Annotated in this window: 20 protein-coding genes and 1 tRNA gene; 11 read left to right on the forward strand and 10 right to left on the reverse strand. The window is 47.6% G+C overall.

Annotated elements, in window-relative coordinates:
* Both KDM87_RS08675 and KDM87_RS08680 read left to right on the forward strand, forming a co-directional pair.
* Positions 1–183 (forward strand): hypothetical protein (locus KDM87_RS08675; RefSeq protein WP_212678725.1); only part of this gene is annotated, 183 nt, incomplete at its 5' end.
* Positions 184–274: 91 nt separating this feature from the next.
* Positions 275–1,882: an NAD(P)/FAD-dependent oxidoreductase gene (locus KDM87_RS08680; protein ID WP_212678726.1), complete on the forward strand. Its 1,608-nt coding sequence runs from the start codon at positions 275–277 to the stop codon at positions 1,880–1,882.
* 171 nt (positions 1,883–2,053) lie between these two features.
* Here the strand turns inward: KDM87_RS08680 and ntrC are convergent, their stop codons facing one another.
* The 4 genes from ntrC to glnA all read right to left on the reverse strand — a co-directional run bounded on the left by ntrC (position 2,054) and on the right by glnA (position 6,858).
* A complete protein-coding gene (gene ntrC, locus KDM87_RS08685; protein ID WP_212678727.1) occupies positions 2,054–3,568 on the reverse strand; it encodes a nitrogen regulation protein NR(I) in 1,515 nt (504 codons plus the stop codon).
* A gap of 80 nt (positions 3,569–3,648) precedes the next feature.
* Positions 3,649–4,734 carry a nitrogen regulation protein NR(II) gene (glnL, locus tag KDM87_RS08690; RefSeq protein WP_186883306.1) on the reverse strand — a complete coding sequence of 362 codons (1,086 nt, stop codon included), beginning with the start codon at positions 4,732–4,734 and terminating at the stop codon, positions 3,649–3,651.
* Positions 4,735–4,826: 92 nt separating this feature from the next.
* Positions 4,827–5,315 carry a DUF4124 domain-containing protein gene (locus tag KDM87_RS08695; protein ID WP_212678728.1) on the reverse strand — a complete coding sequence of 163 codons (489 nt, stop codon included), beginning with the start codon at positions 5,313–5,315 and terminating at the stop codon, positions 4,827–4,829.
* A 127-nt stretch (positions 5,316–5,442) separates the two neighbouring features.
* Positions 5,443–6,858, reverse strand: a complete 1,416-nt coding sequence (gene glnA / locus KDM87_RS08700; protein WP_186883304.1) for a type I glutamate--ammonia ligase — start codon at positions 6,856–6,858, stop codon at positions 5,443–5,445.
* Between the two features lie 547 nt (positions 6,859–7,405).
* On the opposite strand from glnA, the gene KDM87_RS08705 reads away from it, so the two are divergent.
* The 4 genes from KDM87_RS08705 to KDM87_RS08720 all read left to right on the forward strand — a co-directional run bounded on the left by KDM87_RS08705 (position 7,406) and on the right by KDM87_RS08720 (position 11,664).
* Positions 7,406–7,870: a rhodanese-like domain-containing protein gene (locus KDM87_RS08705; RefSeq protein WP_212678729.1), complete on the forward strand. Its 465-nt coding sequence runs from the start codon at positions 7,406–7,408 to the stop codon at positions 7,868–7,870.
* Between the two features lie 88 nt (positions 7,871–7,958).
* A tRNA-Ser gene (locus tag KDM87_RS08710) sits at positions 7,959–8,048 on the forward strand.
* 737 nt (positions 8,049–8,785) lie between these two features.
* The gene (locus KDM87_RS08715) at positions 8,786–10,900 is read left to right on the forward strand and encodes a hypothetical protein (protein ID WP_212678730.1); all 2,115 of its coding nucleotides are present in this window, start codon (positions 8,786–8,788) and stop codon (positions 10,898–10,900) included.
* A gap of 374 nt (positions 10,901–11,274) precedes the next feature.
* Positions 11,275–11,664, forward strand: a complete 390-nt coding sequence (locus KDM87_RS08720; protein ID WP_329604926.1) for a helix-turn-helix domain-containing protein — start codon at positions 11,275–11,277, stop codon at positions 11,662–11,664.
* A gap of 349 nt (positions 11,665–12,013) precedes the next feature.
* Here KDM87_RS08720 and KDM87_RS08725 read toward each other — a convergent pair whose 3' ends face one another.
* Genes KDM87_RS08725 through KDM87_RS08730 form a run of 3 tightly spaced genes read right to left on the reverse strand, consistent with a single transcriptional unit; the run spans position 12,014 to position 13,064 of the window.
* On the reverse strand, positions 12,014–12,376 hold the full coding sequence (locus KDM87_RS08725; protein ID WP_212678732.1) for a GFA family protein: 363 nt from the start codon (positions 12,374–12,376) through the stop codon (positions 12,014–12,016).
* A gap of 53 nt (positions 12,377–12,429) precedes the next feature.
* The gene (locus KDM87_RS17885) at positions 12,430–12,564 is read right to left on the reverse strand and encodes a hypothetical protein (RefSeq protein ID WP_268977587.1); all 135 of its coding nucleotides are present in this window, start codon (positions 12,562–12,564) and stop codon (positions 12,430–12,432) included.
* A 17-nt stretch (positions 12,565–12,581) separates the two neighbouring features.
* On the reverse strand, positions 12,582–13,064 hold the full coding sequence (locus KDM87_RS08730; RefSeq protein ID WP_230407678.1) for a carboxymuconolactone decarboxylase family protein: 483 nt from the start codon (positions 13,062–13,064) through the stop codon (positions 12,582–12,584).
* A 57-nt stretch (positions 13,065–13,121) separates the two neighbouring features.
* On the opposite strand from KDM87_RS08730, the gene KDM87_RS08735 reads away from it, so the two are divergent.
* On the forward strand, positions 13,122–13,604 hold the full coding sequence (locus tag KDM87_RS08735; protein WP_212678733.1) for a MarR family winged helix-turn-helix transcriptional regulator: 483 nt from the start codon (positions 13,122–13,124) through the stop codon (positions 13,602–13,604).
* A 252-nt stretch (positions 13,605–13,856) separates the two neighbouring features.
* Positions 13,857–15,725, forward strand: coding sequence for an AI-2E family transporter (locus KDM87_RS08740; RefSeq protein WP_212678734.1), 1,869 nt, complete (start codon positions 13,857–13,859; stop codon positions 15,723–15,725).
* A gap of 204 nt (positions 15,726–15,929) precedes the next feature.
* Here KDM87_RS08740 and KDM87_RS08745 read toward each other — a convergent pair whose 3' ends face one another.
* Positions 15,930–17,510, reverse strand: coding sequence for an isocitrate lyase (locus tag KDM87_RS08745; protein WP_212678735.1), 1,581 nt, complete (start codon positions 17,508–17,510; stop codon positions 15,930–15,932).
* A 422-nt stretch (positions 17,511–17,932) separates the two neighbouring features.
* Between KDM87_RS08745 and KDM87_RS08750 the strand changes: the two genes are divergently transcribed.
* The 3 genes from KDM87_RS08750 to KDM87_RS08760 all read left to right on the forward strand — a co-directional run bounded on the left by KDM87_RS08750 (position 17,933) and on the right by KDM87_RS08760 (position 20,720).
* Positions 17,933–19,075 carry a glycosyltransferase family 9 protein gene (locus KDM87_RS08750; RefSeq protein ID WP_212678736.1) on the forward strand — a complete coding sequence of 381 codons (1,143 nt, stop codon included), beginning with the start codon at positions 17,933–17,935 and terminating at the stop codon, positions 19,073–19,075.
* Between the two features lie 160 nt (positions 19,076–19,235).
* On the forward strand, positions 19,236–19,889 hold the full coding sequence (locus KDM87_RS08755; protein WP_212678737.1) for a DUF4272 domain-containing protein: 654 nt from the start codon (positions 19,236–19,238) through the stop codon (positions 19,887–19,889).
* A gap of 120 nt (positions 19,890–20,009) precedes the next feature.
* The gene (locus KDM87_RS08760; RefSeq protein ID WP_212678738.1) at positions 20,010–20,720 is read left to right on the forward strand and encodes a tetratricopeptide repeat protein; all 711 of its coding nucleotides are present in this window, start codon (positions 20,010–20,012) and stop codon (positions 20,718–20,720) included.
* A 146-nt stretch (positions 20,721–20,866) separates the two neighbouring features.
* Here KDM87_RS08760 and KDM87_RS08765 read toward each other — a convergent pair whose 3' ends face one another.
* Positions 20,867–21,613 (reverse strand): hypothetical protein, encoded by a 747-nt coding sequence (locus tag KDM87_RS08765; RefSeq protein WP_212678739.1) that lies wholly within the window; start codon positions 21,611–21,613, stop codon positions 20,867–20,869.
* 117 nt (positions 21,614–21,730) lie between these two features.
* Positions 21,731–22,510 carry an acetolactate decarboxylase gene (gene budA / locus KDM87_RS08770; protein ID WP_212678740.1) on the reverse strand — a complete coding sequence of 260 codons (780 nt, stop codon included), beginning with the start codon at positions 22,508–22,510 and terminating at the stop codon, positions 21,731–21,733.
* Positions 22,511–22,646: the final 136 nt, after the last annotated feature.

The following is a 22,646-nucleotide window of genomic DNA, read 5'->3' on the forward strand; positions in this document are numbered from 1 at the left end:
GACTATGCTTGCTGCATTTTTAACTGCAGCGCTTCACTTTCTACCCCCGCTTCTCAGCGGGAGCCGAACTATAGCAAAACCACTCCGCATTCGCAAGAAACCACGAAAATTATTTTAATGAATATTCGAATGGCTGCAACGCGGGTATTCGATGTAACGACTGATGTTCTGGGCAACAATTAACTGCTGCCTTTACGGTAACAGGTAAAATATTACTTTTACGCAGAATTAAACTACTAAACAGTTTTACTGATTAGTTTTACGGACACCATCTATGTTACGCATCACCGACTTAAAACTTCCTCTAGATCACCCCGAATCAGCATTAAAAAGGGCGATACTGGAACAATTAGCGATTCCTGAATCGGATCTTGTTGACTTCAATATATTTAAGCGAAGCTACGATGCGCGAAAGAAAACAGCAATTATTCTGATCTACACCATCGACGTCGAATTAAAAAATGAATCCGAGGTATTAGCTCGTCTGAGCAAGCAACCAAATATTGGCGCCACACCGGACACCAGCTATAAGTTCGTTGCACATGCTCAAGATAGCGACTTTAAACGTCCGATTGTTATTGGCTTCGGACCTTGCGGCCTGTTCGCGGCATTGTTACTGGCAGAGATGGGATACCGCCCGATCGTTCTCGAACGAGGAAAAACCGTCAGGGAACGGACAAAGGACACCTGGGGATTATGGCGCAAACGTGAATTACAACCGGAATCCAATGTGCAATTTGGTGAAGGTGGCGCGGGAACGTTTTCAGATGGAAAACTGTACAGTCAGATCAAAGACCCAAAACATTACGGCAGAAAAGTCATCACAGAATTTGTAAAAGCTGGTGCTCCGAAAGAAATTTTGTACGTCAGCAAGCCCCACATAGGAACCTTCCGCCTGGTGAAGATGATAGAAGAGATGCGACATAACATTGAAGCACTCGGCGGCGAGATTCGTTTTGAGCAAAAAGTAACGGATATCGATATCAAAAATGGTGAGGTCCACGGAGTACGTGTGAATGACGGTGAATACACTGAGTCAAACCACGTTGTTCTTGCGATCGGCCATAGCGCCCGTGACACATTCCAGATGCTCTACGATAAGGGCGTTTACATTGAAGCCAAACCATTTTCAATCGGCTTCCGTATCGAACACCCGCAATCCGTTATCGACAAAGCGCGCTTTGGCCCTAACGCAGGGAATGAAATTCTGGGCGCGGCAGATTACAAACTGGTTCATCACGCAAAAAATGGCCGCTCCGTGTATAGCTTCTGTATGTGCCCCGGAGGGACGGTCGTCGCTGCGACATCAGAGCCCGGTCGCGTAGTAACCAATGGAATGAGTCAGTATTCACGCAATGAACGTAATGCAAACAGCGCCATCGTCGTTGGCATTTCTCCGGAAGATTACCCTGGGAATCCTCTTGCAGGGATTGATTTGCAGCGCAAACTCGAAGAACGCGCTTACAAAATGGGCGGTGAAAACTACAATGCACCAGGGCAGCTTATCGGCGATTTCATTAAAGGTATCAAATCAACAGAACTGGGTAATGTAACTCCATCATACAAACCCGGCGTCACCCTTTGTGATCTGGCAGAAGCTTTACCTGAATATGCGATTAACGCGATACGAGAAGCAATTCCTGAATTCGATAAAAAGATCAAAGGCTTTGCGATGAACGATGGCATCCTGACGGGTATAGAAACCCGGACGTCATCACCGATCCGCATTAAGAGAACCGACGATGGCTTGCAAAGTCTGAATACGAAAGGACTTTACCCTGCTGGCGAAGGAGCAGGATATGCGGGAGGCATTCTTTCAGCAGGTGTTGACGGTATCAAAATTGCGGAAGCAGTAGCCCTGTCCATTAACGCTGACAGTTAACGCAATATACAACGAACGCAAAGCAGACCAAGTAAGAGCGGGCAATTTCAAGGTGAATCTGATTCATCTTGAAATTGCCCGCATCTCGTTAACATCAAAAATATCAGAGCTGTATCACTTCAACATCGTAGCGAAATTCAGATGGTTAATTTTATGGGACTGGTTAACGGTTCAATCATCTTTTGCGCCGTCGATACCCAACTCATGTATTTTGCGCGTGATCGTGTTGCGTCCAATTCCCAGTCTGACGGCGGCATCATTTTTCCGTCCATGAGTATATTTGAGCGCAGCCTTAATCACGATTGCTTCAAACTTATCGCCTAATTTCACGATGACTTCAGGCTGGCCTTGCGACAGCATCGTCATTGCCTCTTCCTCTAAAAGCTCAATCCAGCTTTGTGCAGGATGAAGTTGGCGATCAGAAAAAGAAACATGGGCTTGATGGGAAGAGTTTCCCTCCGTACCGCTACTGACACTAAGCTCAGCCTCCGGCCTCAGTGCGCTCGTCGCTACCATCCCATTACCCTGCTCCCCAGATGGCAACAGATCCTGCGGTAAATCCAACACCTCCACCGTCTGACCTGGAGCCATAACGGTAATCCAGTTACACAGGTTTTCCAATTGCCGGACATTTCCAGGGAAATCCAATCCCGACAAAAACTGCAATGCCGATTCTGATAAACGCTTGACCTCGACACCTAGTTGCTTTGCACTTTGAGCCAAGAAAAATTTCGCCAGTACAGGAATATCTTCACGACGTTCACGCAAACTAGGCAAACGCAAGCGAATAACATTTAAGCGATGGTATAAGTCCTCGCGAAACAAACCTTCACGGACTCTGGTTTCAAGATTTTGATGAGTCGCAGCAATGACGCGTACATTCGCCTTCATCGGCTGATGCCCACCGACCCGATAAAAATGACCATCCGACAGGACTCTCAATAATCTCGTCTGCAAATCGAATGGCATGTCGCCAATTTCATCGAGAAATAAAGTACCGCCCTCTGCCTGTTCAAAACGACCACGTCGGGTCGTCTGCGCGCCAGTAAATGCGCCACGCTCATGACCAAATAATTCCGACTCTAATAAGTCTTTAGGAATCGCGGCAGTATTGAGCGCAATAAAAGGCTGAGATGAACGTGGGCTATGTTTGTGCAAAGCGCGGGCAACCAACTCTTTACCACTTCCCGATTCACCGGTAATTAATACCGTCACATTCGATTGAGACAAGCGCCCTATCGCACGAAAAACATCTTGCATCGCCGGTGCATGACCAAGAATTTCCGGCGCTTCAGAAATCGTTTGCTCAACACTGGATTCACGCAGACTTTCATCCAGCGCACGGCGGATTAATTCAACCGCTTTATCAAGATCGAATGGTTTGGCTAAGTATTCAAATGCCCCGCCTTGAAAAGCGGCAACAGCAGAATCCAGATCCGAGAACGCGGTCATGATAATCACTGGCAAACCGGGGTGTTTGGCTTTAACGGTTTGCAATAACTCCAGGCCAGAGGCACCGTGCATGCGAATATCGGAAACCAATACCTGTGGCGTGTCCGACTGCAAAGCAGTCATAGCATCGCGCGCATTTGTAAAACTCTTGGTCGTCAGATTTTCTCTTGCAAGCGCCTTCTCAAGCACCCAGCGAATTGAATCATCGTCATCCACTATCCAAATAGGTTTCATATTTTTTTTAGTTCCAGGTTTGAACATATTGATTAGCAAAGGCGCTAACTTGCACTAATAAAGCGTTTCCTCGTCCGGCTTTAAGGCAGAGGAATAAGGATTCTGAAATCAGTACAACCGGGACGGCTCTCGCATTCAATTACACCTAAGTGCTGATCAACAAAGGTTTGCGCTAAAGTCAGCCCAAGTCCGCTGCCACCATCTCTTCCTGAAACTAAAGGATAAAAAATGCGGTGAAAAATTTCAGGCGGGATTCCAGGACCGTTATCAATGATATGCAAGTCTAATGCCAACCTGTATCTGACCTTAGCCAAAGTAATCTGCCTGACGACACGGGTTTTAAAAGTCAGTTCGGCATCACCGTGACGAATGCGTTCGGCCAATGCCTGCGCAGCGTTGTGGGCAATATTCAGTACTGACTGTATCAACTGCTCCTTATCGCCACGGAATTCCGGTATCGACAAATCGTAATCCCTGTGAATTGTCAGTCCCTGCGGAAATTCCGCCACAATCAGACTGCGAACCCGCTCGCATACCTCATGAATATTGACATCGCCAACAATGTGAGGGAGGCGGTGCGGAGCAAGCAAGCGATCGACCAGCGTCTGCAAGCGATCTGCTTCTTTGATGATAACTTGCGTGTACTCACGCAACTCTTTGAGCTGGCGCTCCGGTAATTCCAACTCGAGCAACTGCGCCGCGCCGCGGATGCCGCCAAGTGGATTTTTAATTTCATGCGCGAGGTTACGGATCAGTTCCTTGTTTGCCTTACTCTGATCGAGCATGCGCTCTTCCCGATCGAGCTTGAGTTGCTGAACGTTTTCGCGAAACTCAATCAACACAGGTGTTTCAGGATTATCCAATGCCGTGACGATGCTATGCACGTGCAAAGGCTCTCTGCCTGCACGCTCCAGGGTTAAATCCTGACGCTTATCAGCAAAATGATGGGCAACTGCCTGATGAAACACCGCCAGCAAAGCATCGCCATTTAAAAATAAAGCATTGAGTTTTTGGTCGATCAGGGATTTCGCTGAACAATCCAGCAATATCTCCGCCGCTGGATTAGCGAACTTGATACTACCGTCAGCGTTAAACACGATGACAGCAGAGCTGAGCAGCTCAAGCCCGGCGAATGCCGGCAGAATAGAGAGAGAATTTTTCACCATAATCCATAAAAAAAGGCCGCATAGTGCGACCTTATTATGCAAGCATCATGCCCGCCGATTCAATTTCTTGCCTGGAAAGCAGAGATTTTGCATTATTTTAGGTTGGAAATTTCACGCCGTAACGCCTCGATGTTCTTTTCGGTGCGGCTGATATTATCTTTCATCATTCCGGTGCGTTCCTGATATTTTGCGTAATTCCGCTCGTCGCCACGGCGCTCAGGTTCACCATTGTTGTACTCTTTTTTCAAATCAGCCAGCTTTTGCTCTTCCGCTTTAAGCTCATCCAACAAAATTTGCCGACGATCTGAATCTCTGGCCTTTTGAGTTCCTTCATCAACCTTAGGAAAATCTGCAGGACTAGAAGCGGATTTTGCCTGTGTTTTCTTGGGAGCGGAAGGTAAAGCCGGGGCAGGAACAACTGTAATACCGGGCAACTCGACTCTCTTACAGCCTTTCGTTGCACCCGTATTTTTATACTCTTTCTTGCCATTATCATCGACGCATAAAAACACGTCGGCCTGCGCGTGGGCAATATTTTGGATGGCGATTAACGAAATAAAACCAATCAATAGTCGCTTCATATTCAATCACTAGTCAAAAACAGAGGTGTAGTGTATGCGAAGCTGCGCATATTCACAATTCCACGTTACGCGCAGTAACAAAACAAAAAAAGCGGGGTTACCCCCGCTTTTATAGCATCCCTTGCAATTACAGGGAATAGTACATATCAAATTCAACTGGATGCGTCGTCATGCGCATACGTTGAACTTCTTGCATTTTCAGTTCAATGTAAGCGTCGAGCATACTGTCGCTGAACACACCGCCACGAGTCAGGAATTCGCGATCTTTATTCAGTGCATCCAATGCTTCTTCCAGAGACGCACACACTGTTGGAACCAATGCGTCTTCCTCTGGTGGCAAATGGTACAAATCTTTAGACGCTGCTTCACCTGGGTGAATCTTGTTCTGTACACCATCCAGACCTGCCATCATCAGTGCAGAGAAGCACAGATATGGGTTGGCCAGTGGATCTGGGAAGCGCGCCTCAACGCGACGACCTTTTGGATTCGCGACATAAGGAATACGGATAGATGCAGAACGGTTTTTAGCAGAGTACGCCAGTTTTACCGGTGCTTCATAGCCTGGAACCAGACGTTTGTACGAGTTAGTACCTGGATTAGTGATCGCGTTCAGTGCTTTTGCATGCTTGATGATACCGCCGATGTAGTACAAGGCGAAGTCAGACAAGCCAGCATAGCCGTCGCCTGCGAACAGGTTTTTGCCATCTTTCCAGATAGATTGATGCACGTGCATACCAGAACCGTTATCGCCAACGATAGGTTTAGGCATGAAAGTCGCTGTTTTGCCATAGGTATGCGCCACATTCCAGACTACGTATTTCAGATTTTGTGTCCAGTCAGCACGCTCTACCAATGTAGAGAATTTTGTACCGATTTCATTTTGACCAGCGCCAGCCACTTCATGGTGATGCACTTCGACTGGGATGCCCAAAGATTCCAGAATCAGGCACATTTCAGAGCGCATATCCTGGAAACTGTCGACCGGAGGAACTGGGAAATAACCGCCCTTGACTGTAGGACGATGACCAGTATTGCCACCTTCCAGTTTTTCACCTGTAGTCCAGGAAGCTTCTTCAGAATCAATCTTAACGAAGCAACCGGACATGTCGATCTTCCAGCGTACACCATCAAAAATAAAGAATTCTGGTTCCGGACCAAAATAAGCTGTATCGCCGATACCGGAAGATTTCAGATAAGCTTCCGCGCGTTTTGCGATAGAACGTGGATCACGGTCGTAACCTTTGCCATCGGAAGGCTCGATGACGTCACATTGCATGAACAATGTGGTTTCTTCCATGAATGGATCGATATTCGCTGTGTTTGGATCTGGCATCAACAACATGTCAGAAGCTTCGATACCTTTCCAGCCCGCAATAGAAGAGCCATCAAATGCATGGCCAGATTCGAACTTATCGATATCGAAGTGAGAAACAGGCACAGTCACGTGCTGTTCTTTACCGCGTGTATCTGCGAAACGAAAATCAACGAATTTTACTTCGTTATCTTTCGCCATCTTCAAAACTTCTGCAGCTGTCATTGCCATGTGAAACTCCTCAAGTAGCGCTAAAAATAAATCGGGGATTACTGAGCCTTCGTTCTGCCATCCTGACAAAAGAAACCTGTCGTTAATTCTCTTTCTGCATAATCATATGACTGCTCAACTCCGTGAGCAATAATAGCAGAAACTATGCCATATTCCAGAATCTGCACAATGGCAAAAAATGATCGCTAACACTTTGTTTTTAAAACGTTTAATCTAAATCAAGAATCAACGACTACTGGTAGTGCACCAAAAAAAACAAAATAAGTAATTGAAAAAAATGATCGCACTTTTTAGGTGCAATTGATCGCACCATTAATGTGCATCACAAAATGAACACCCTATTCGCGACATCCATCTTCGCCACTATCGTGTGCACTCTCACATAAATACTGACTCGGATGCAGATGATCCATCCCTGACACAGAGCCCGCTAACAACTCAATTTCAGACTCACCGCCAATCAAACCACACGGAAGCGATGCATACGCATGTCGCTTCATGCATAATTCAATGAAAACCCACACAAACTGCCCGCACTGGATTAACTATGTCTAGCAACACCACGCTCGCAACTGCCCGCCAACGCGCACAAGAACAATCGCTTCCGTATGCCGGCGCAGTTACTCCTGCTGAAGCCTTTGAATTATTGCAGTCAAATCCCGATTGCATTCTGGTTGATGTCCGCACTAACGCTGAACGTGATTGGGTAGGCAAAGTCGTGATTCACGACGCCCAGCATTTTTCGGCACAGTGGAGTCTGTATCCGGGTGGCACGCCAAATCCTGATTTTTTACAGCAACTCGCCGCCATTACTACAAACAAAAATACCGTTATTCTTTTTCTGTGCCGCTCCGGTGTGCGCTCACGCCACGCCGCAAAACTCGCCACCGAAAACGGCTACCCCCAATGTTTTGACATCCTTCAAGGCTTTGAGGGAGACAGAGACGCACATGGACACAGAAAAACCATCGGAGGCTGGTGCGCAAATGATTTGCCGTGGCTTGGCGCATGATTTTCAAATACATCAAAAACATACTTCCATCCGCAGCAATACTTTGCTAGAATAGCGAGCTTCGCTGATCTAGCATTAGCGAAAAGCAGGAGAGGTGGATGAGTGGTTTAAGTCACACGCCTGGAAAGCGTGCGTAGGTTTATCCCTACCGGGGGTTCGAATCCCCCCTTCTCCGCCAAGAATTAGTTTTTTAAGATTCAAAGATATTCAAAAACCCGCTTCTAGCCCAGTGCTGATGCGGGTTTTTTGTTTATTTGGCGTTTTTAGTGTTTATTGGCATCCTAAGTTTTTAAAGCCCCCCTTAGAGCCATGAAGTAAGCCCTTAACTTCCATGACTCCAAAACGCCCAAATTAGCGCCCCTCTTAATGATGTGCAGGTTCAACGCGAAAGACAAACCTTTTAAGTTATCGGATGTCGGCGGGATATATCTGGAGGTGATGCCGTCCGGTATCCGCGCGAGAAAATCATCACTTTTACGGCACGAAAGATGGAGCTGAAAGAACGCCAACTGAAGCACAATAAGGTAGCCGCGACAAAAAAAATAATTTTGCGAAATCACTTGGATAGCCTGGTCACCTAGCCAACTTGTTCGGGTCGACTGGATAGATTGGCTAAAAAATTGGTGGATCTAAGAAATGAGCTCCGCTGGAGCGATGAGCTGATTCATGTAGCAACTTTTCGGCCTTAGCGGACAAAAATCGTCTACAACTCTAGCGTCGATTAAGTAACACCAGTTTGGAGCGTACTCACAAGACACCATCCGATTCAAATAACTTTGCCATGACAGCAATGGGATTTACTGAGTGGGTGTCATAATATGAGTCAACGGGTATTTGCGGGAAACATGAAAAATCCCTTGGGGTGACACCTCTCGCAATGAGTATGAGCAATTAAATATGTGAGCATATTACCTTATGACACTTGATATACGTGGAGGCCGAAAGAATACGGCCATTAATCATAGCGATTACGTTGTATTCGAAGAAATGCTCTCGAATGCGATCGACTCCTATTTGATCCGCAAGAGCCGAGTTAACACCGCCCCGCCTTTTTCGATGAAGATCGAAATTAAGGTGTTTCCTGACGACTTATTGGGCACGCAGTGGGGCGTCGAGATCGGTAGCAAGGATAACGGCGTTGGTTTTGGGGATGATGAAGTTAAGGCCTTCATTACTAAGGACTCAACATACAAAGACCAACTGCAAATTCCGGGTATTGGTAAGTGCAAGGGGGCTGGACGCATTCAGTTTTTCCATCACTTCGACCGGCTAGCGATTGATAGTACCTTTGAGCAGTCTGGTGAGATTTTCAGGCGAACTTTGCTGGTAGATGAGTCGACCCGGGAGATTTCCGATAACTCGTTTGATAAGACCCCAGCAGATAACAAAGAAATCCAGACCTCTTTTGTTTTAAAGAATCGGCGACAGAGTGCACTGACAGTTGAACAAAAGGCTGAGCAAGCGTTAATACCTGAAATCTTTTCCGCACTCGCTGTCTCTGCCCATCTCTACACAGCACATCTTCAGCGACTCATAGTGTTGAAGACGTTGATTGGAGATTTCAAAATCGAAGTCTCGTCGATCATTGGAGATGATTCCTCCACTGAAACGATTGAGAGCAAAGATTTGCCAGAACCGGTCGGGGACGTCGCTGAAATTCCCCTCATATGCTCCCACTCGAAGAATATACGAACTGGGGCGACATTGAGGGTGACTCGGTACTCGTTTCCAGAAAGTGAGTTTCCGAATTTTCAGCATGAGGTCGCGCTCTGTGCCAATTCGGCGGTGGTGTTGCCGATTACGAAACGCTACTTGCGCCACAGCAACGATCGAAAGCGTGCAACTGAAGGAAACTTTGAGTTTCTTCTTGTCGAGAGTGATCTCCTCGAGGAGAAGGTCAACCAACAAAGAGACGGGTTCGACATTCCCCTTACTTGTACTGATGACGATACACTAACCGAGGAGTTTTCGTTGGATGATGTCGTCGATTCTCTTGAAGATTATGTTTTTAAAATCATTACTCCAAGCGACTTTGATAAGGAAATCTTAGTTAAGTCCACAGAGCAACAATTCGGTATCACCCGCCAGATGATCGAGGGGGCAAACGTCAAGATACATTATGGTGATAACGAAGAAAACATAGCGCGTCGAGTTCTAAAGAAGTTGCAAAATGATATCGTTAGCGACACTTCAAAGCTATTCAAAATTAAGGATGAACTCATTAAGCTAGACCCGCGCACCAAAGATTTTCGAAGCAAGGTCAACGAACTTTCTTGGAAGTACGCTAGCTCTATTAAAAAGATGGACATGACCAACCTATCTCAGTTGGTTGTCCGTCGGAGTGCGATGATTGAAGTGCTTAAGCTAGCTGTGGAAAAAATGTTGGACTGCCAAGTAGAAGAGCCAGGGAAGAGAAATGAAAATGAACGCATCATTCATAACATTTTTTTTCCAATGGGAAAGGACTCTACAGAGACCGCTGATCACGACATCTGGCTGCTAAACGAGGAATACCAATATTTTGAGTACATCTCCTCTGATAAGTCTCTGAAGGCTATCAAATGGTCAGAGACAGAAAACCTATTCGAGCCAGATGTAGATGAAAGTTTAGGAAAGCTATTCGCATTTAATAATAAAGCTCATGAAGATAAGCGTCCCGACATAGCTGTTTTCACGAGAGAGGGGGCGGCAATAATTATCGAGTTCAAAACGCCAGAGGTTGGCCTTCAAGAACACATTCCTGATCTTGCGCAGTATGCTCGCCTTTTAGCCGCAAAATCCAACGGGCGCCTCAAAAAATTTTTCGGATATTTGATTGGCTGCACATTAGACCCTTCCAGAATGATGCCTGGGTACACTCGATTTGCTAACGGCAAGGGGTATTTCAACAGTGCCAAGTTGGTTGATGATGAAACCGATCGTGTTTATGGAGAGTTATATAGTGAGGTATTACTATATGATCACTTCATTGATCGTGCTGCCCTTCGCTTGCGTATATTTAAGGAAAAATTGAAAGTGGAGTTGAACTGATCGCCCGTTTAGGAGCGCTTATGAGAATTAGACCAACCTCGATTTGCGCAATGGCAATAACATGTTGTTACTTCACCCGCCTCATGCCGGGAGGTGTATGGACACTATTGAATACGTCACGGATTTCATAAGCATTTTTCTTGATAAACGCAACTCATCCAGACTTGTCTCAACCTATCGGAGGCATGGAAGCCCCAATTTTCAACTACAACCGTCGATATTCCGTAAACGTAGTATAAGGGAGGATAAACACACCCTTCTTCGGAAACTGATCGCAGTTATCCATCACGCCGCTGGTTCGCGAACTCATTCTTCATCTTTCTGGCAGTGAGCCCGCGTATCAGCCCGACACGCCAACGGCAAGGTTGGCAGCAGTGTTGCTGGAGCAATTGGAAAAATCGACGATCGAAAAACTGTATCTGCCAACTTCGGACAACAAAAAAATCAGGAAAATTGTTGATACGCTGATCGCCCATCCACATGACCGTTCCACGCTCCGTCAATGGGCTGCTCGTCTTGCGACCAACGAACGTTCACTCGGCAGGCTCATTGAACGAGAGACCGGCCTGAGCTTCGGGCGATGGCGTCAGCAGCTTCATCTGATGCTGGCATTAAGTCAGCTGGCTGAGGGACGGCCAGTACAAGCGATTGCCGGACATCTGGGATACGCATCGGTTAACGCGTTTATTACGATGTTCAAAAAGGCGCTGGGCAAATCACCGACGCAGTATTTTGCGAGCATCTGTCCGCCTTCTCCTGAGTGAAAAACGGTTCGGGTTGAGAGAGATGCCTGCCAATCCATCCGAGTCACATTCCTTATGTCAGTATGCCTGCATATCGCTCGCCTCGATCCGGATCATGTGCCGCAAATAATCACGGAAAAATTCCCATGTTTTGATAAAAAATGGGGAGTATGTGCCAAAAATGCCTTATTCTCAGCAGAAAATAAGGGGCTTTAAATATACTCCCCCCCAGTATTTTCAGGCGTGCTAAGCACAAAAAATGCATGTCGCAGGCATTTCACGATACCGGCGACCTGAATGCAGCGACCGAACAAACGATACGGTGCGGTGAAACTGCGGGTGCAGCAGTGCCTGCGATGTGCAATCTGGCTTACAACATGGCAGCGCCAACTGCCTGCCGCACGGGGATGCCTGCCGGATCAAAATCTTCGAGGCAATGAACGTTGATGCCGAGATTATCTGGCGTCACGCGCTTGCGGTGAAATGGATAAATGCCGCAGACTTTGCAAAAGAAGTGTCGCGCGGTTTTGGTGTGAAACTGATATTCGGTGAGCGACTCTTCACCTGCCAGCAATTGAAATTGACTTTCATGCACTTTGACCATCAGCGCATTTTTACGGCGACAGATGCTGCAATCACACATCGTCAGTTCCGGAAAATCTGTTTCAATCTGAAAGCGCACGGCACCGCAGTGGCAACTTCCAAAATATTTTTGCATAGGGCGTATGTTCATTTCAATCTGACTCCTTGATGGCAAAGGATTACCTGCATTGCATCTTGCTGTGACTACCAGACGCTGACCGTTGGTGCGGCACCAGCTGCGGATGAAGTGCGTAAGTATTTCACAGCACGATCAATCTGGCGACCATTGCCTTCTGTAGGCACATCGGATGCAAACGACAGTGAGAAATGCGCCGCCATTTTTATAAACTTTCAAATTAATGCGCCGCGGAACTCGCAGGAAAAGGTGGCGCAAACTGTAAAGCGCCAGCGATACGATTCCACGCGTTAATCGCACCTATCGCGGCAGTCAGAAAAGCAATTTCCGCCGGGCTGAACGAGGCCTCCAATTCAGCATACGCCGCAGTTGCAATGTGCTGTTGCGACATCAAGGTCAGCGCTTCAGTCCAAGCCAGTGCGGCACGTTCACGGGCAGAATAAATTTCCGTATCCCGCCACGCTGCCAGTAAATCAATTTTGTGCTGAGGCAGCTGTATTTTGCGCGCCAGATTTAAATGAAACTGCAGACAAAACGCGCAGCCATTCATCTGCGAGGCTCGTAGTTTGATTAGTTCAGTCAGTGATTTTTCCAGGCCGGATTCATCAATGGCTTTACCTAACTGACTCAGCGCGGCGATCACGCCCGGCGCTGTTTTTTCATAGGATGACCAGTCAAATCCACGCTGCATGAGTGTTGTCATATAGAGAGCAAAAGAGTTAATATCATAATTCGAACAATATATACGAATTCTAACATTATGCGCAAGACGCGAAACCTCGGCACAATGATTCCAGCCATCGGCGAAGGCAAACGCGGTGAAGACGGCCATATTGGTTACCTGCTCAGACAGGCACATGCGGCTCACAGAATCAGGATGGAGAAAATCTTACTAGACATGGGCGTGACGCTGCCGCAGTTTTCGGTACTGACGATGCTGGCGGCGTATCCCAATGCGTCGGGTGCCGAGCTTGCGCGGCTGTCGTTACTGACACCACAAACAATGAGTGTGATTATCAATAATCTGGAACGGGCAGAAATCGTTTCTCGATCGCCCCATGCCGAACACGGACGGATACAAATTATTCAGATGACCCCAACTGGCCGGCGTTTACTAAAGCGCTGCAAAACAGCCGTCAGCACCGCTGAACAAGAATTACTGGCCGACGTTTGCGTGGAAGATGAAACCGTTATCCGTCAATGGCTGGTCGCGGTCGCCAAGCGTCTGGAAAATATGACGTGATCTGGCTTCGGGCATTCGGGCTTGACTGATGTCACCGCCCAAATCTCACTCATATCAATTCATCTGCATTCGTCGTAGTTCGTGATAGTTCATCGCACGCCTCAGATTTCACTGCAGATTGCGCCGTAAGCGTCTGTCAGCACAGCAAATTTTTATGTCACGCTGGTAATGCTGCACTATTCAGCGCCGCTTTACATATAATCGCTGTTTCGCAGCCCCACCGTTTTACGATTGCCTATTCCGGATTAATACATGCCTAATTCCCCTTCTGTTGCACGCTCAACCGCGACGTCACTGGTCAGCCTTATCTGCGTTCTGGCTCTGCTGCATTTTGGACGCGAGGTGCTGGAACCTATCGTATTGGCGTCGATACTGAGCCTGATCATCGCGCCGCTGATCCGCAGCCTGCGACGATTCGGACTGGGGCGTATCACCGCGACCTTCAGTGCGGTGCTTTTCGTCGCTGCTGTCCTCGTCGGTATCGGTGTGATTCTGACCGCGCAATTAGTCAGCGTGACGACAGAAATTCCGCAATATCGCGCGGCGATTCAATCCAAGCTGGCCATGGTGAGGCAAATCACTGAGCGTCCTTTCGCGCATATCGAGGCGGAAATGAAGGCTGTCTCATCGAATAATTTTCCGGCGGCAGAACCCACAACACCAGAAGAAAAGGTTTTACCTGCAGGACAAAGCCAGCCAATTCCGGTCGTCATCCGTACGCCGCAACCAAGCACGACAGAGACGATTACGCGTTTGCTGTCATCCATTTCCGGCCCCGTCGGCGAGGCGTTTCTGGTTTTTGTGCTGCTGATATTTATTCTGCTTGACCATGAATCGCTGCGTGATCGGGCGATACGTCTGACTGGGCAAAGCGAAGTTGGCCGCACGATCAAGGCGCTGGGCGATGCAACCGAAGGCGTCTCGCGCTTTTTCTTTTCGCAATTTCTGGTCAACACTGCATTCGCGATCATCATCTCTATTGCCTTGTGGGCGGTGGGTGTACCGCATGCATTTTTATTCGGCACCTTGAGCGGCTTATTACGTTTTATTCCCTATCTGGGGGCATTAATTGCGGGGGGCTTGATTACGCTGTTTGTCGCAGCGATTGACCCCGGCTGGACTCTGGCGATCGTCTGCATGTCCTTTTTTGCTGCGACCGAAGTGCTGGTCGCAAACTGGGTAGAGCCCAAAGTGTATGGGCACAGTTCAGGATTATCACCGCTAGCTGTCATGGTATCCGCCTTATTCTGGGGTGCCTTATGGGGGCCTGTCGGACTGCTGCTGTCAACACCACTGACTCTGTGTCTGGTGGTCGCCGGTCGTCATGTCAGCGCACTGGAACCAATCACGATATTGTTTGCAGACACGCCTAACGTCGATGAAGCACACCGTTTTTTTCATCGTTTACTGGCCGCGGATACCGACGCTATCGTCAGCGATGCGCAGGTGTTTATGCGTAAATTCAGTTTTGCTAAATACTGTGATCACATCCTGATTCCGGGCTTGTCTCTCGGAGCGCATGATTTTGAAAATGGCTTACTGGAGAAAACGCAGCAAAATAAAATTCGCGCAACGATTGCCACACTGGCAGAAACGGTCAGCCAGACCTCCGACGACAGCGACAAAAAACGTAAGCGACGTTCCGTTTCCATGCTGGATGCGAATGTCGGGGCGCATTTACGTCAGATGCGTAAAAAACGCCTGGGGCGTTGGCAAGGCTCACTGAATGTGCCATCGCGTTCAGTGGTTTTATGTGCGGGATTTGACAGCGAACGCGATGATTTACTGAGCGAGCTGTTCGTGCTGGCGCTAAGAGAAGTGAACATCGATGCGCGTAGTTTTTCTTTCGGCGACCATCAGGAAAATCCGGGGGAAGATGGCGCAAATATCGTATCAACGGTATTTATCACCTATCCGCTGGTTTCCACTCTGGCGGAATGGATACCCATCGTGCAGGAGCTTCGCAGCAATCTTCCACATGCGCTGATCGTGACGATTCGTCTTTTCTCTGAAGAAAATCTGGCAGAACAATCGGTGGTGAATAAACATGTCGATATGGTGCTGCGCTCGTTTGAAGAAGGCCTGGCATTCGTCGCACCGGACAGAGCACCTTTACATTAAGTAGTCATTAAGCAGCTATCTGGCGTCAGCATTGACGCTGACATCAGCGCTTGTCTTTGTATTTGCGTTTGTATTCAGAACGCGAATGCTCACTACTGATATCGATTTCCCATAGAAAAACCCTGAAAACTGCCAAGCAATTTTCAGGGTTTATTTTATGAACTTACTGTGTCTGGTGAGCATCAGGCTCACCAGCCCGTTTTATCAGAACTGATTCATTGTGTTGTCTTTACCAGCTGCTTTCAACGCTGCTTCACCACTGAAATAATCTTTGTGATCGTCACCGATATCGGAACCGGACATGTTCTGATGTTTCACGCAAGCGATACCCTGACGGATTTCTTTACGCTGAACGCCAGCAACATAACCCAGCATACCTTGGTCGCCGAAGTATTCTTTCGCCAGATTGTCGGTTGACAAGGCGGCAGTATGGTAAGTCGGCAAAGTGATCAGGTGATGGAAAATACCTGCTTCACGGGCTGCATCAGCCTGGAATGTACGGATTTTTTCATCTGCAGTGATCGCCAGTTCTGTATTGTCATACTCAACACTCATCAACTTAGCGCGATCGTAGGCAGAAACGTCTTTGCCTGCGGCTTGCATGCTGTCAAATACTTGTTGACGGAAATTCAGCGTCCAGTTGAACGATGGGCTGTTGTTGTAAACCAGTTTTGCATTTGGAATGACTTTACGGATTTCGCTGACCATGCCACCGATTTGAGCGATATGTGGTTTTTCAGTTTCGATCCACAACAAGTCTGCGCCGTTTTGCAGAGAGGTAATGCAATCGAGTACGCAACGCTCTTCGCCTGTACCAGCACGGAACTGGAACAAGTTACTTGGCAGACGCTTAGGACGCAGCAGTTTGCCATCACGTTTGATCACAACATCACCATTCGCCATGGAATCAGTCGATACTTCTTCAACGTCAAGGAAGGAGTTGTATTTATCGCCCAGATCGCCAGGTTCACGTGTCACAGCGATTTGTTTCGTCAGGCCAGCGCCCAGAGAATCGGTACGTGCAACGATAATGCCGTCATCCACGCCAAGTTCCAGGAATGCGTAACGGATCGCGCGGATCTTCGCGAGGAAGTCTTCGTGAGGAACAGTCACTTTACCATCCTGGTGACCGCATTGTTTTTCATCCGAAACCTGATTTTCAACCTGGATACAGCATGCACCGGCTTCAATGAATTGTTTGGCCAACAGATATGTCGCTTCCGCATTACCGAAACCTGCGTCGATATCAGCGATGATAGGTACTACGTGCGTTACATGGTTATCGATCTGGTCTTGAATCGCTTGTTTCGCAGCGCCTTCAGCAGCATCGAGTTGACGGAACAAGCCGCCCAGTTCACGTGCGTCAGCCTGACGCAAGAATGTGTACAGTTCTCTGATCAGATCAGAAACGGCTGTTTTTTCATGCATGGATTGATCTGGCAAAGGGCCAAATTCAGAACGCAATGCAGCCACCATCCAGCCAGACAGATACAAGTAACGGCGATCAGTGCTGTTGAAGTGCTTCTTGATAGAAATCATCTTCTGTTGACCGATGAAACCGTGCCAGCACCCCAGAGACTGAGTGTATTTGGAAGGATCGGCATCGTAGTTAGCCATATCCTGACGCATGATTTTCGCAGTGTAGCGTGCGATATCCAGGCCAGTTTTGAATTTGTTCTGAGCGCGCATACGTGCAGCGGATTCAGGGTTGATCGCGTTCCAGGCACTACCTTGTTTGTCTTTGAGTCCGGCAACGGCTTTGATGTCGTCTTGATACTGTGACATGTGAATCTCCTAGAGAGGTAAAAAAAATTAATGAAGCAATATCGTGTGCCGCCCTAACTGTTCAGAATCGAACCGGTAAAACAGCAGGTTGAAGCAAAACTGTATGGGTTAATGATAGACCATTTCGAAAAGCAAGCCAACTCTTATATAAGACACATAACTTAATTTTTTTCTTTTATATTCAATGAGTTAAATTCATATTTTTGCTATATGAAATACACTTTCAGAAAATGAGATAAAATATTCGTCGCAATTACAACGATAATTTCACACTATGGAATTCGATTTCGCATTAGATGCTTCGCCACTTAAGCACAATCGTGAATATGTTTTCCTGTCAGCAACGGAACCAATTTTCTGTATCTGTGTCAAACTGTAACCAAGTCAGTACAATTCCATCTTCTGAAAAGCACCACCCTTTCATGTCCACGCAACAAATTCCCGCTGATTTACTCAAAAAAACAAAAAAAATATTATTCATCGCACCGCTCGCCATCGGTGATTTCAGCTATTTACAAAATTCTTTTAAGGCGTTTTCACAGACATATCCGCATATCGAAATGCATTTGTGGGTGGATGAGTTGCGTCGCACCCGTGATGAGCGCCAATGGCCATTTCTGGAAAAATATGCGCTGTATGACTGGGTCAGCGACTGCGATTTGTTCAGCAAGGTCTATCGCCGCACTTACAGCCCGGCATTGCTGGCAGAAAGTATTCAGGAAGCGAAGGATGAGGAATATCCCATCGTTGTTTCACTCTCGATTCTGCGTCCTCAGCAATATGCGTCGTTGGCGCGCAAACTCAGTCCGCATGGATACGTCGCTGGAATCAAACATCCGGTCAGCCTGTTGAAACTGCATCATCTTGTGGCCTACAAAAAATTAGATGCGGCTATTCAGGAAAATCGCTTTCAAGGTCAGCAAGTCCACATCAGTACTATCTACGCAGACTGGTTTAATCAGGCGTTTGGAATCGAGAGCAAAGAAGCAGACTTATTCCCGTATGTGAACATTCCAAAACAGTGGCTGCAGCAAGCGCGCTTTCAATTGGAAGAATGGGGCTTCGATAAAACTAAAAGCAAAGTGGTATTCATTAATCCGTTTGCGAAGATTAATAAACGTTGCTGGCCGCTGTCCAAAGTAGCCGAATTAATTAAGGCCATGCAAGGGATGAAGGCCTGGCGTGGCGCCTGCTTCGTCGTCAGCGCTCCGCCAGAAAAGCTGGCACAGACCCAGGCAAGCTTAAAAGAATACAAGCTAAAAAATACTCAGTTTTTTTCGGCGCAGGACAATTTCTTTGAATTACCGGCCATGCTGAGCTGGTGCGACTTAATCATTTCCGTTGAGACCGCTGTGATGCATCTTGCCAATGCAGTCCATGTGCCCGTGATTGCACTGATGCGTCAAAAAAATCCCGAATGGGCACCGTTCGATCAGGTTCACAGCAAAGTGATTACCTCAACTCACCGGCATGACTGGGTCGATGCCATCAGTGTCGACAATGTGATTGCGCAATTGAGTCACTGCGTAAAACCTGAGATACAAGAAGAAGCACTCGCTTTCTGATAGGTGATGACAATCCTCTGACAGAATCTGATCAAATCAGATCTGATCAGATAACGTTTAACCTCATTCATTTTTCTAAATCGCTCTCATCCAGAGAGCGAGATGAGGAATATTAGCCCGGCACTGTTACAATCTCAGACCTTTTTTATCTCTGTCTGTTATGAAATCTCCGGAACTGCGTAAAGAGTTGTCAGAACTGACGCTGCACAAACGTGGCATACGCATCAATCTGCAATTACCGCTCATCGAGAGTGAAGATGAAATTAAACTGCGCAGCAATAAAGACGTTTTTCAACGTCTGCTCGCACTGACTGCCATCTGGCGCTTACAACAAGCATCACAAAGGGCAGAGGTCATCGACGTCATTCGTACGCAGCAGCTCGATTCTTATTTTTCCGCAGGCGAACGCCAACTGATGCGGGAGCATGCAGATGCCCCCGCAATACCAGCACCGGCGCTGTCGGCAGACGCATTGCATTTTCTGGCATGGTGTTGCGGCCTACAAAAAACCATAGGTATGCCTGATGGTTGTTATAAAGAGGCGATCGCAGAACCGTTGTGGCAACAAATTGCCAGTGATCCGGACAAGCTACGATCACAAATACATTTGCAATCTAAATCGGTGTTACTTGACTGGGCCGATCTGCTGTATCGCATGCACTGGGCGGTACGCCACGCACATATCACCGGTAAGCCAACGCCAGGCCGTTTGGATGCCGTGGCCGTGCATGAATGGCACAAAGTGGTGAACTGGCTGATTCAATACGATGATGAAAATGACTGGGATAAGGTCAGTACAGAAACGGCAGGCTGAATTCAGGATGAGCTCAGATCGTGTGAAGAATATTCAAATCGGGTCGCAAAGCCAAAATAAAACCGACTAAAATAGCTCAATCCTTATCTGCTATTGTCTCCGTTACCTCAAGGCTTGCATATGAATTCGCGCCCTTTCAAGCACCTCGTTGCTTTCTCCCTCCTCACCTTATCCGGATTCACTTTGCAAAGTGTTTGTGCTGGTGATTTTGAAGATGGAGTCGCTTTGTATGAGCAACAGGAATTTACCGATGCCGCCAAGTTATTTCAGGCAGCGGCAAATAAAGGCAACGCGGATGCCCAGTTTAACCTTGGACTGATGTATCTGAATGGCGAAGGTATTGAGCAAGACTATCAGAAAGCGCGCGCACTGTTTCTGCAATCGGCGGAACAAAATAACGTGCGGGCACAAGTCAATCTGGGGCGTATGTATGCGAAAGCCAAAGGCGTTGCACCAGACTACAAGACCGCCGTTATCTGGTTCACAAAAGCAGCGGAACTCGGTTACGCCGATGCCCAATACAGCCTTGGTGTTTTGTATGTGAATGGGCAGGGCACACCGCTCAATTACGCAAAAGCCCGCGAACTGTTTGAACTCGCCGCAGAGCAGAACAATGCGAGTGCGCAGTACCAGCTCGGCCTCATGTATTTTAAGGGAAAAGGCGTGCGCATTGATCTGACGGAAGCCTATAAATGGCTGACGCTCGCCGGGGACTACGATGACGCTGCGCTCTATCGCGACTATATCGCAAAAAAAATGAGTAAAGATCAGATCGACGAAGCGCAAGCGTTGGCTGACGATTGGAAACCAAAAGACGACGCGAAAAAGTAAGCATCGCCAGAGACTAACTTATTGCTACGGCAATCCGTGTTTGCTTTACATTGTCTGGCTTCGTTGTTCGTGACATTGTCGAGCTGAAGTACACCATGCCGCGCCATTAATCTCAACGTTGCCCTTAGCATTAAAGATGCCGATCATTATTGTGTGACGGGGTCAAACACAATCACAGCATCATCGTTCCAACTCTGCTCATGCAATGGCGGCGAATAACGCAGACCATCCGGGGCTAACGTCAGCGCCATCTTGCGCTCGCCGGAGACGAGTGTGACAGCACTGCTTTTAAACGGTGAAAAATAAATGACCGTGATCATTGATGAATGACATGGGCCACCAGCCGCACGAAACATATTTCGCCGCAGAAATGGTAAATCATCGTATTCGACTGCCCAGCGTATTTCACACTCAAGGCGCAGGTCGCCAAGGCGGCGCGTGTTTGCAGCCAATTCGGCACTGCGAACTTCCGGCCGCCAACGAAAACTCCCCTTCTTCTGATTCGTGAGCAAATCGGCATTATCGGTTTCCGCTTTTTTATCACGCGGCAAGGTGAAACCTCCATCGCTCGCAACTGGAATCGGAATTGAACTGTCGTCGCTGACGATACGCAGGCCAACATCATGCAGACTGACATCCGGCTTCTGAGGAATTAGCAGGAAACGAAAGACAGAATCGGGGGCTCTTGCGATGTGAGCTTCGTAAGCGTTTAAACCCTTGAGTAATTGCCGGTAAGATTTCAGCTCTGGGTCGCGGGTAGCCGATATCTGCACCGATGCAGCAGCGACTTCATCAGGATTTATCGCAGAATTTGTCGCCGGTTCTGAGGCCTGCACCGACGCTATAACCGACCCGACACAAACTCCCGTCATCCATACAAATAATTGACGCATTGCTTACCCTGGGCAAAAGAAAAAATGAGTGTAATGCAATTCCGTCTGATCCATTGCACGAAACACAAGGTATTAACTTTTGCATCCAAAGGTGTCGTCAGATCAAAACACTATGTTTTATTCTCTGATTTTTTCAACTGCGTGTAATTCCTGCGCCCGATCTTTAAACTGGTCAGCAGCGATGAATCCTTCCGTATCCGGCACCTGCAATTCAACGGTAGAAATCGTGGCGATTTTTGCCTTGCCTGCCGTCAGCTGCAAGGCAAGCACATGTCCGCCAGAACTGAGATCGGAGGATAAATAATGCCAGTGATAACCCGGCACATTAAAGCCTTTGACAAATGCAGGACTGCGAAAGCCTATCAATTGCCCTGAAGTGCTGCCCAGTTTAAAAATGGATTGGGTCTTAGTGACTTCAGCCAAAGGTTTGTAAGGTTTCACTTGCGGATCGATGGCCCGCGTCGTCATCCCGGTAAAATTTCCCTGTATGCGTATCGCATAGAAAGCGTTTTTATTACTCAGACTGGCATCGAGTTGCGCTTCCAGTTCTGCCAGTGTCGCTACACCGGCCAGGCTGATCTCTTTCGTCGGCTGAAAATGAGTAACGATCGCCAACGGAGAAAGTTCTTGCGGTGGCACGATTTCGACTTTGCCATTGCCCTTTGCTTTATAGAACACCCCATCTATCAGTATCATCTCGCCATCGACACGGTTATATGTACCTAACCCGAAATCACCGTGTCTGGCTAATTCAGCCACGGAAATATTGCCGTCATACGCACCGGCAAGCAAAGCATCGATCGTTGAATACTGAAACAGCCGCGCATCAGCCGCATACGCGACAGAGGTGGAAAAAGATAAAGCCAGAACAAGAGGGCGCAGAAATCGTAAAGGCATGATAGTCAGGGAGAGTAGTAGTGTGAGAAGTAATTGTCGGCAAAGTTGAGCATGCCGCCAGCACAAATGCTGACGAGTGCGATGCTCATTATGCGCATGAAGATAATAAAATCACAATCACTTTCGCAGTTACGAC

Source organism: Cognatundibacterium rivi, assembly GCF_018139565.1.
GTDB classification, from domain to species: Bacteria; Pseudomonadota; Gammaproteobacteria; order Burkholderiales; family Burkholderiaceae_D; genus Undibacterium; species Undibacterium rivi.

What these genes read in the sequence shown, in the direction of transcription:
- KDM87_RS08705 (WP_212678729.1), top strand. Translation starts at nt 7,406, where the DNA reads ATGTCTAGCAACACCACGCTCGCAACTGCCCGCCAACGCGCACAAGAA.
- KDM87_RS08750 (WP_212678736.1), top strand. Translation starts at nt 17,933, where the DNA reads ATGTCCACGCAACAAATTCCCGCTGATTTACTCAAAAAAACAAAAAAA.
- KDM87_RS08760 (WP_212678738.1), top strand. Translation starts at nt 20,010, where the DNA reads ATGAATTCGCGCCCTTTCAAGCACCTCGTTGCTTTCTCCCTCCTCACC.
- glnA (WP_186883304.1), bottom strand. Translation starts at nt 6,858, where the DNA reads ATGGCAATGACAGCTGCAGAAGTTTTGAAGATGGCGAAAGATAACGAA.
- KDM87_RS08740 (WP_212678734.1), top strand. Translation starts at nt 13,857, where the DNA reads ATGCCTAATTCCCCTTCTGTTGCACGCTCAACCGCGACGTCACTGGTC.
- KDM87_RS08745 (WP_212678735.1), bottom strand. Translation starts at nt 17,510, where the DNA reads ATGTCACAGTATCAAGACGACATCAAAGCCGTTGCCGGACTCAAAGAC.
- budA (WP_212678740.1), bottom strand. Translation starts at nt 22,510, where the DNA reads ATGCCTTTACGATTTCTGCGCCCTCTTGTTCTGGCTTTATCTTTTTCC.
- KDM87_RS08730 (WP_230407678.1), bottom strand. Translation starts at nt 13,064, where the DNA reads ATGACAACACTCATGCAGCGTGGATTTGACTGGTCATCCTATGAAAAA.
- KDM87_RS17885 (WP_268977587.1), bottom strand. Translation starts at nt 12,564, where the DNA reads ATGGCGGCGCATTTCTCACTGTCGTTTGCATCCGATGTGCCTACAGAA.
- KDM87_RS08725 (WP_212678732.1), bottom strand. Translation starts at nt 12,376, where the DNA reads ATGAACATACGCCCTATGCAAAAATATTTTGGAAGTTGCCACTGCGGT.
- ntrC (WP_212678727.1), bottom strand. Translation starts at nt 3,568, where the DNA reads ATGAAACCTATTTGGATAGTGGATGACGATGATTCAATTCGCTGGGTG.
- KDM87_RS08715 (WP_212678730.1), top strand. Translation starts at nt 8,786, where the DNA reads ATGACACTTGATATACGTGGAGGCCGAAAGAATACGGCCATTAATCAT.
- glnL (WP_186883306.1), bottom strand. Translation starts at nt 4,734, where the DNA reads ATGGTGAAAAATTCTCTCTCTATTCTGCCGGCATTCGCCGGGCTTGAG.
- KDM87_RS08680 (WP_212678726.1), top strand. Translation starts at nt 275, where the DNA reads ATGTTACGCATCACCGACTTAAAACTTCCTCTAGATCACCCCGAATCA.
- KDM87_RS08765 (WP_212678739.1), bottom strand. Translation starts at nt 21,613, where the DNA reads ATGCGTCAATTATTTGTATGGATGACGGGAGTTTGTGTCGGGTCGGTT.
- KDM87_RS08755 (WP_212678737.1), top strand. Translation starts at nt 19,236, where the DNA reads ATGAAATCTCCGGAACTGCGTAAAGAGTTGTCAGAACTGACGCTGCAC.
- KDM87_RS08735 (WP_212678733.1), top strand. Translation starts at nt 13,122, where the DNA reads ATGCGCAAGACGCGAAACCTCGGCACAATGATTCCAGCCATCGGCGAA.
- KDM87_RS08695 (WP_212678728.1), bottom strand. Translation starts at nt 5,315, where the DNA reads ATGAAGCGACTATTGATTGGTTTTATTTCGTTAATCGCCATCCAAAAT.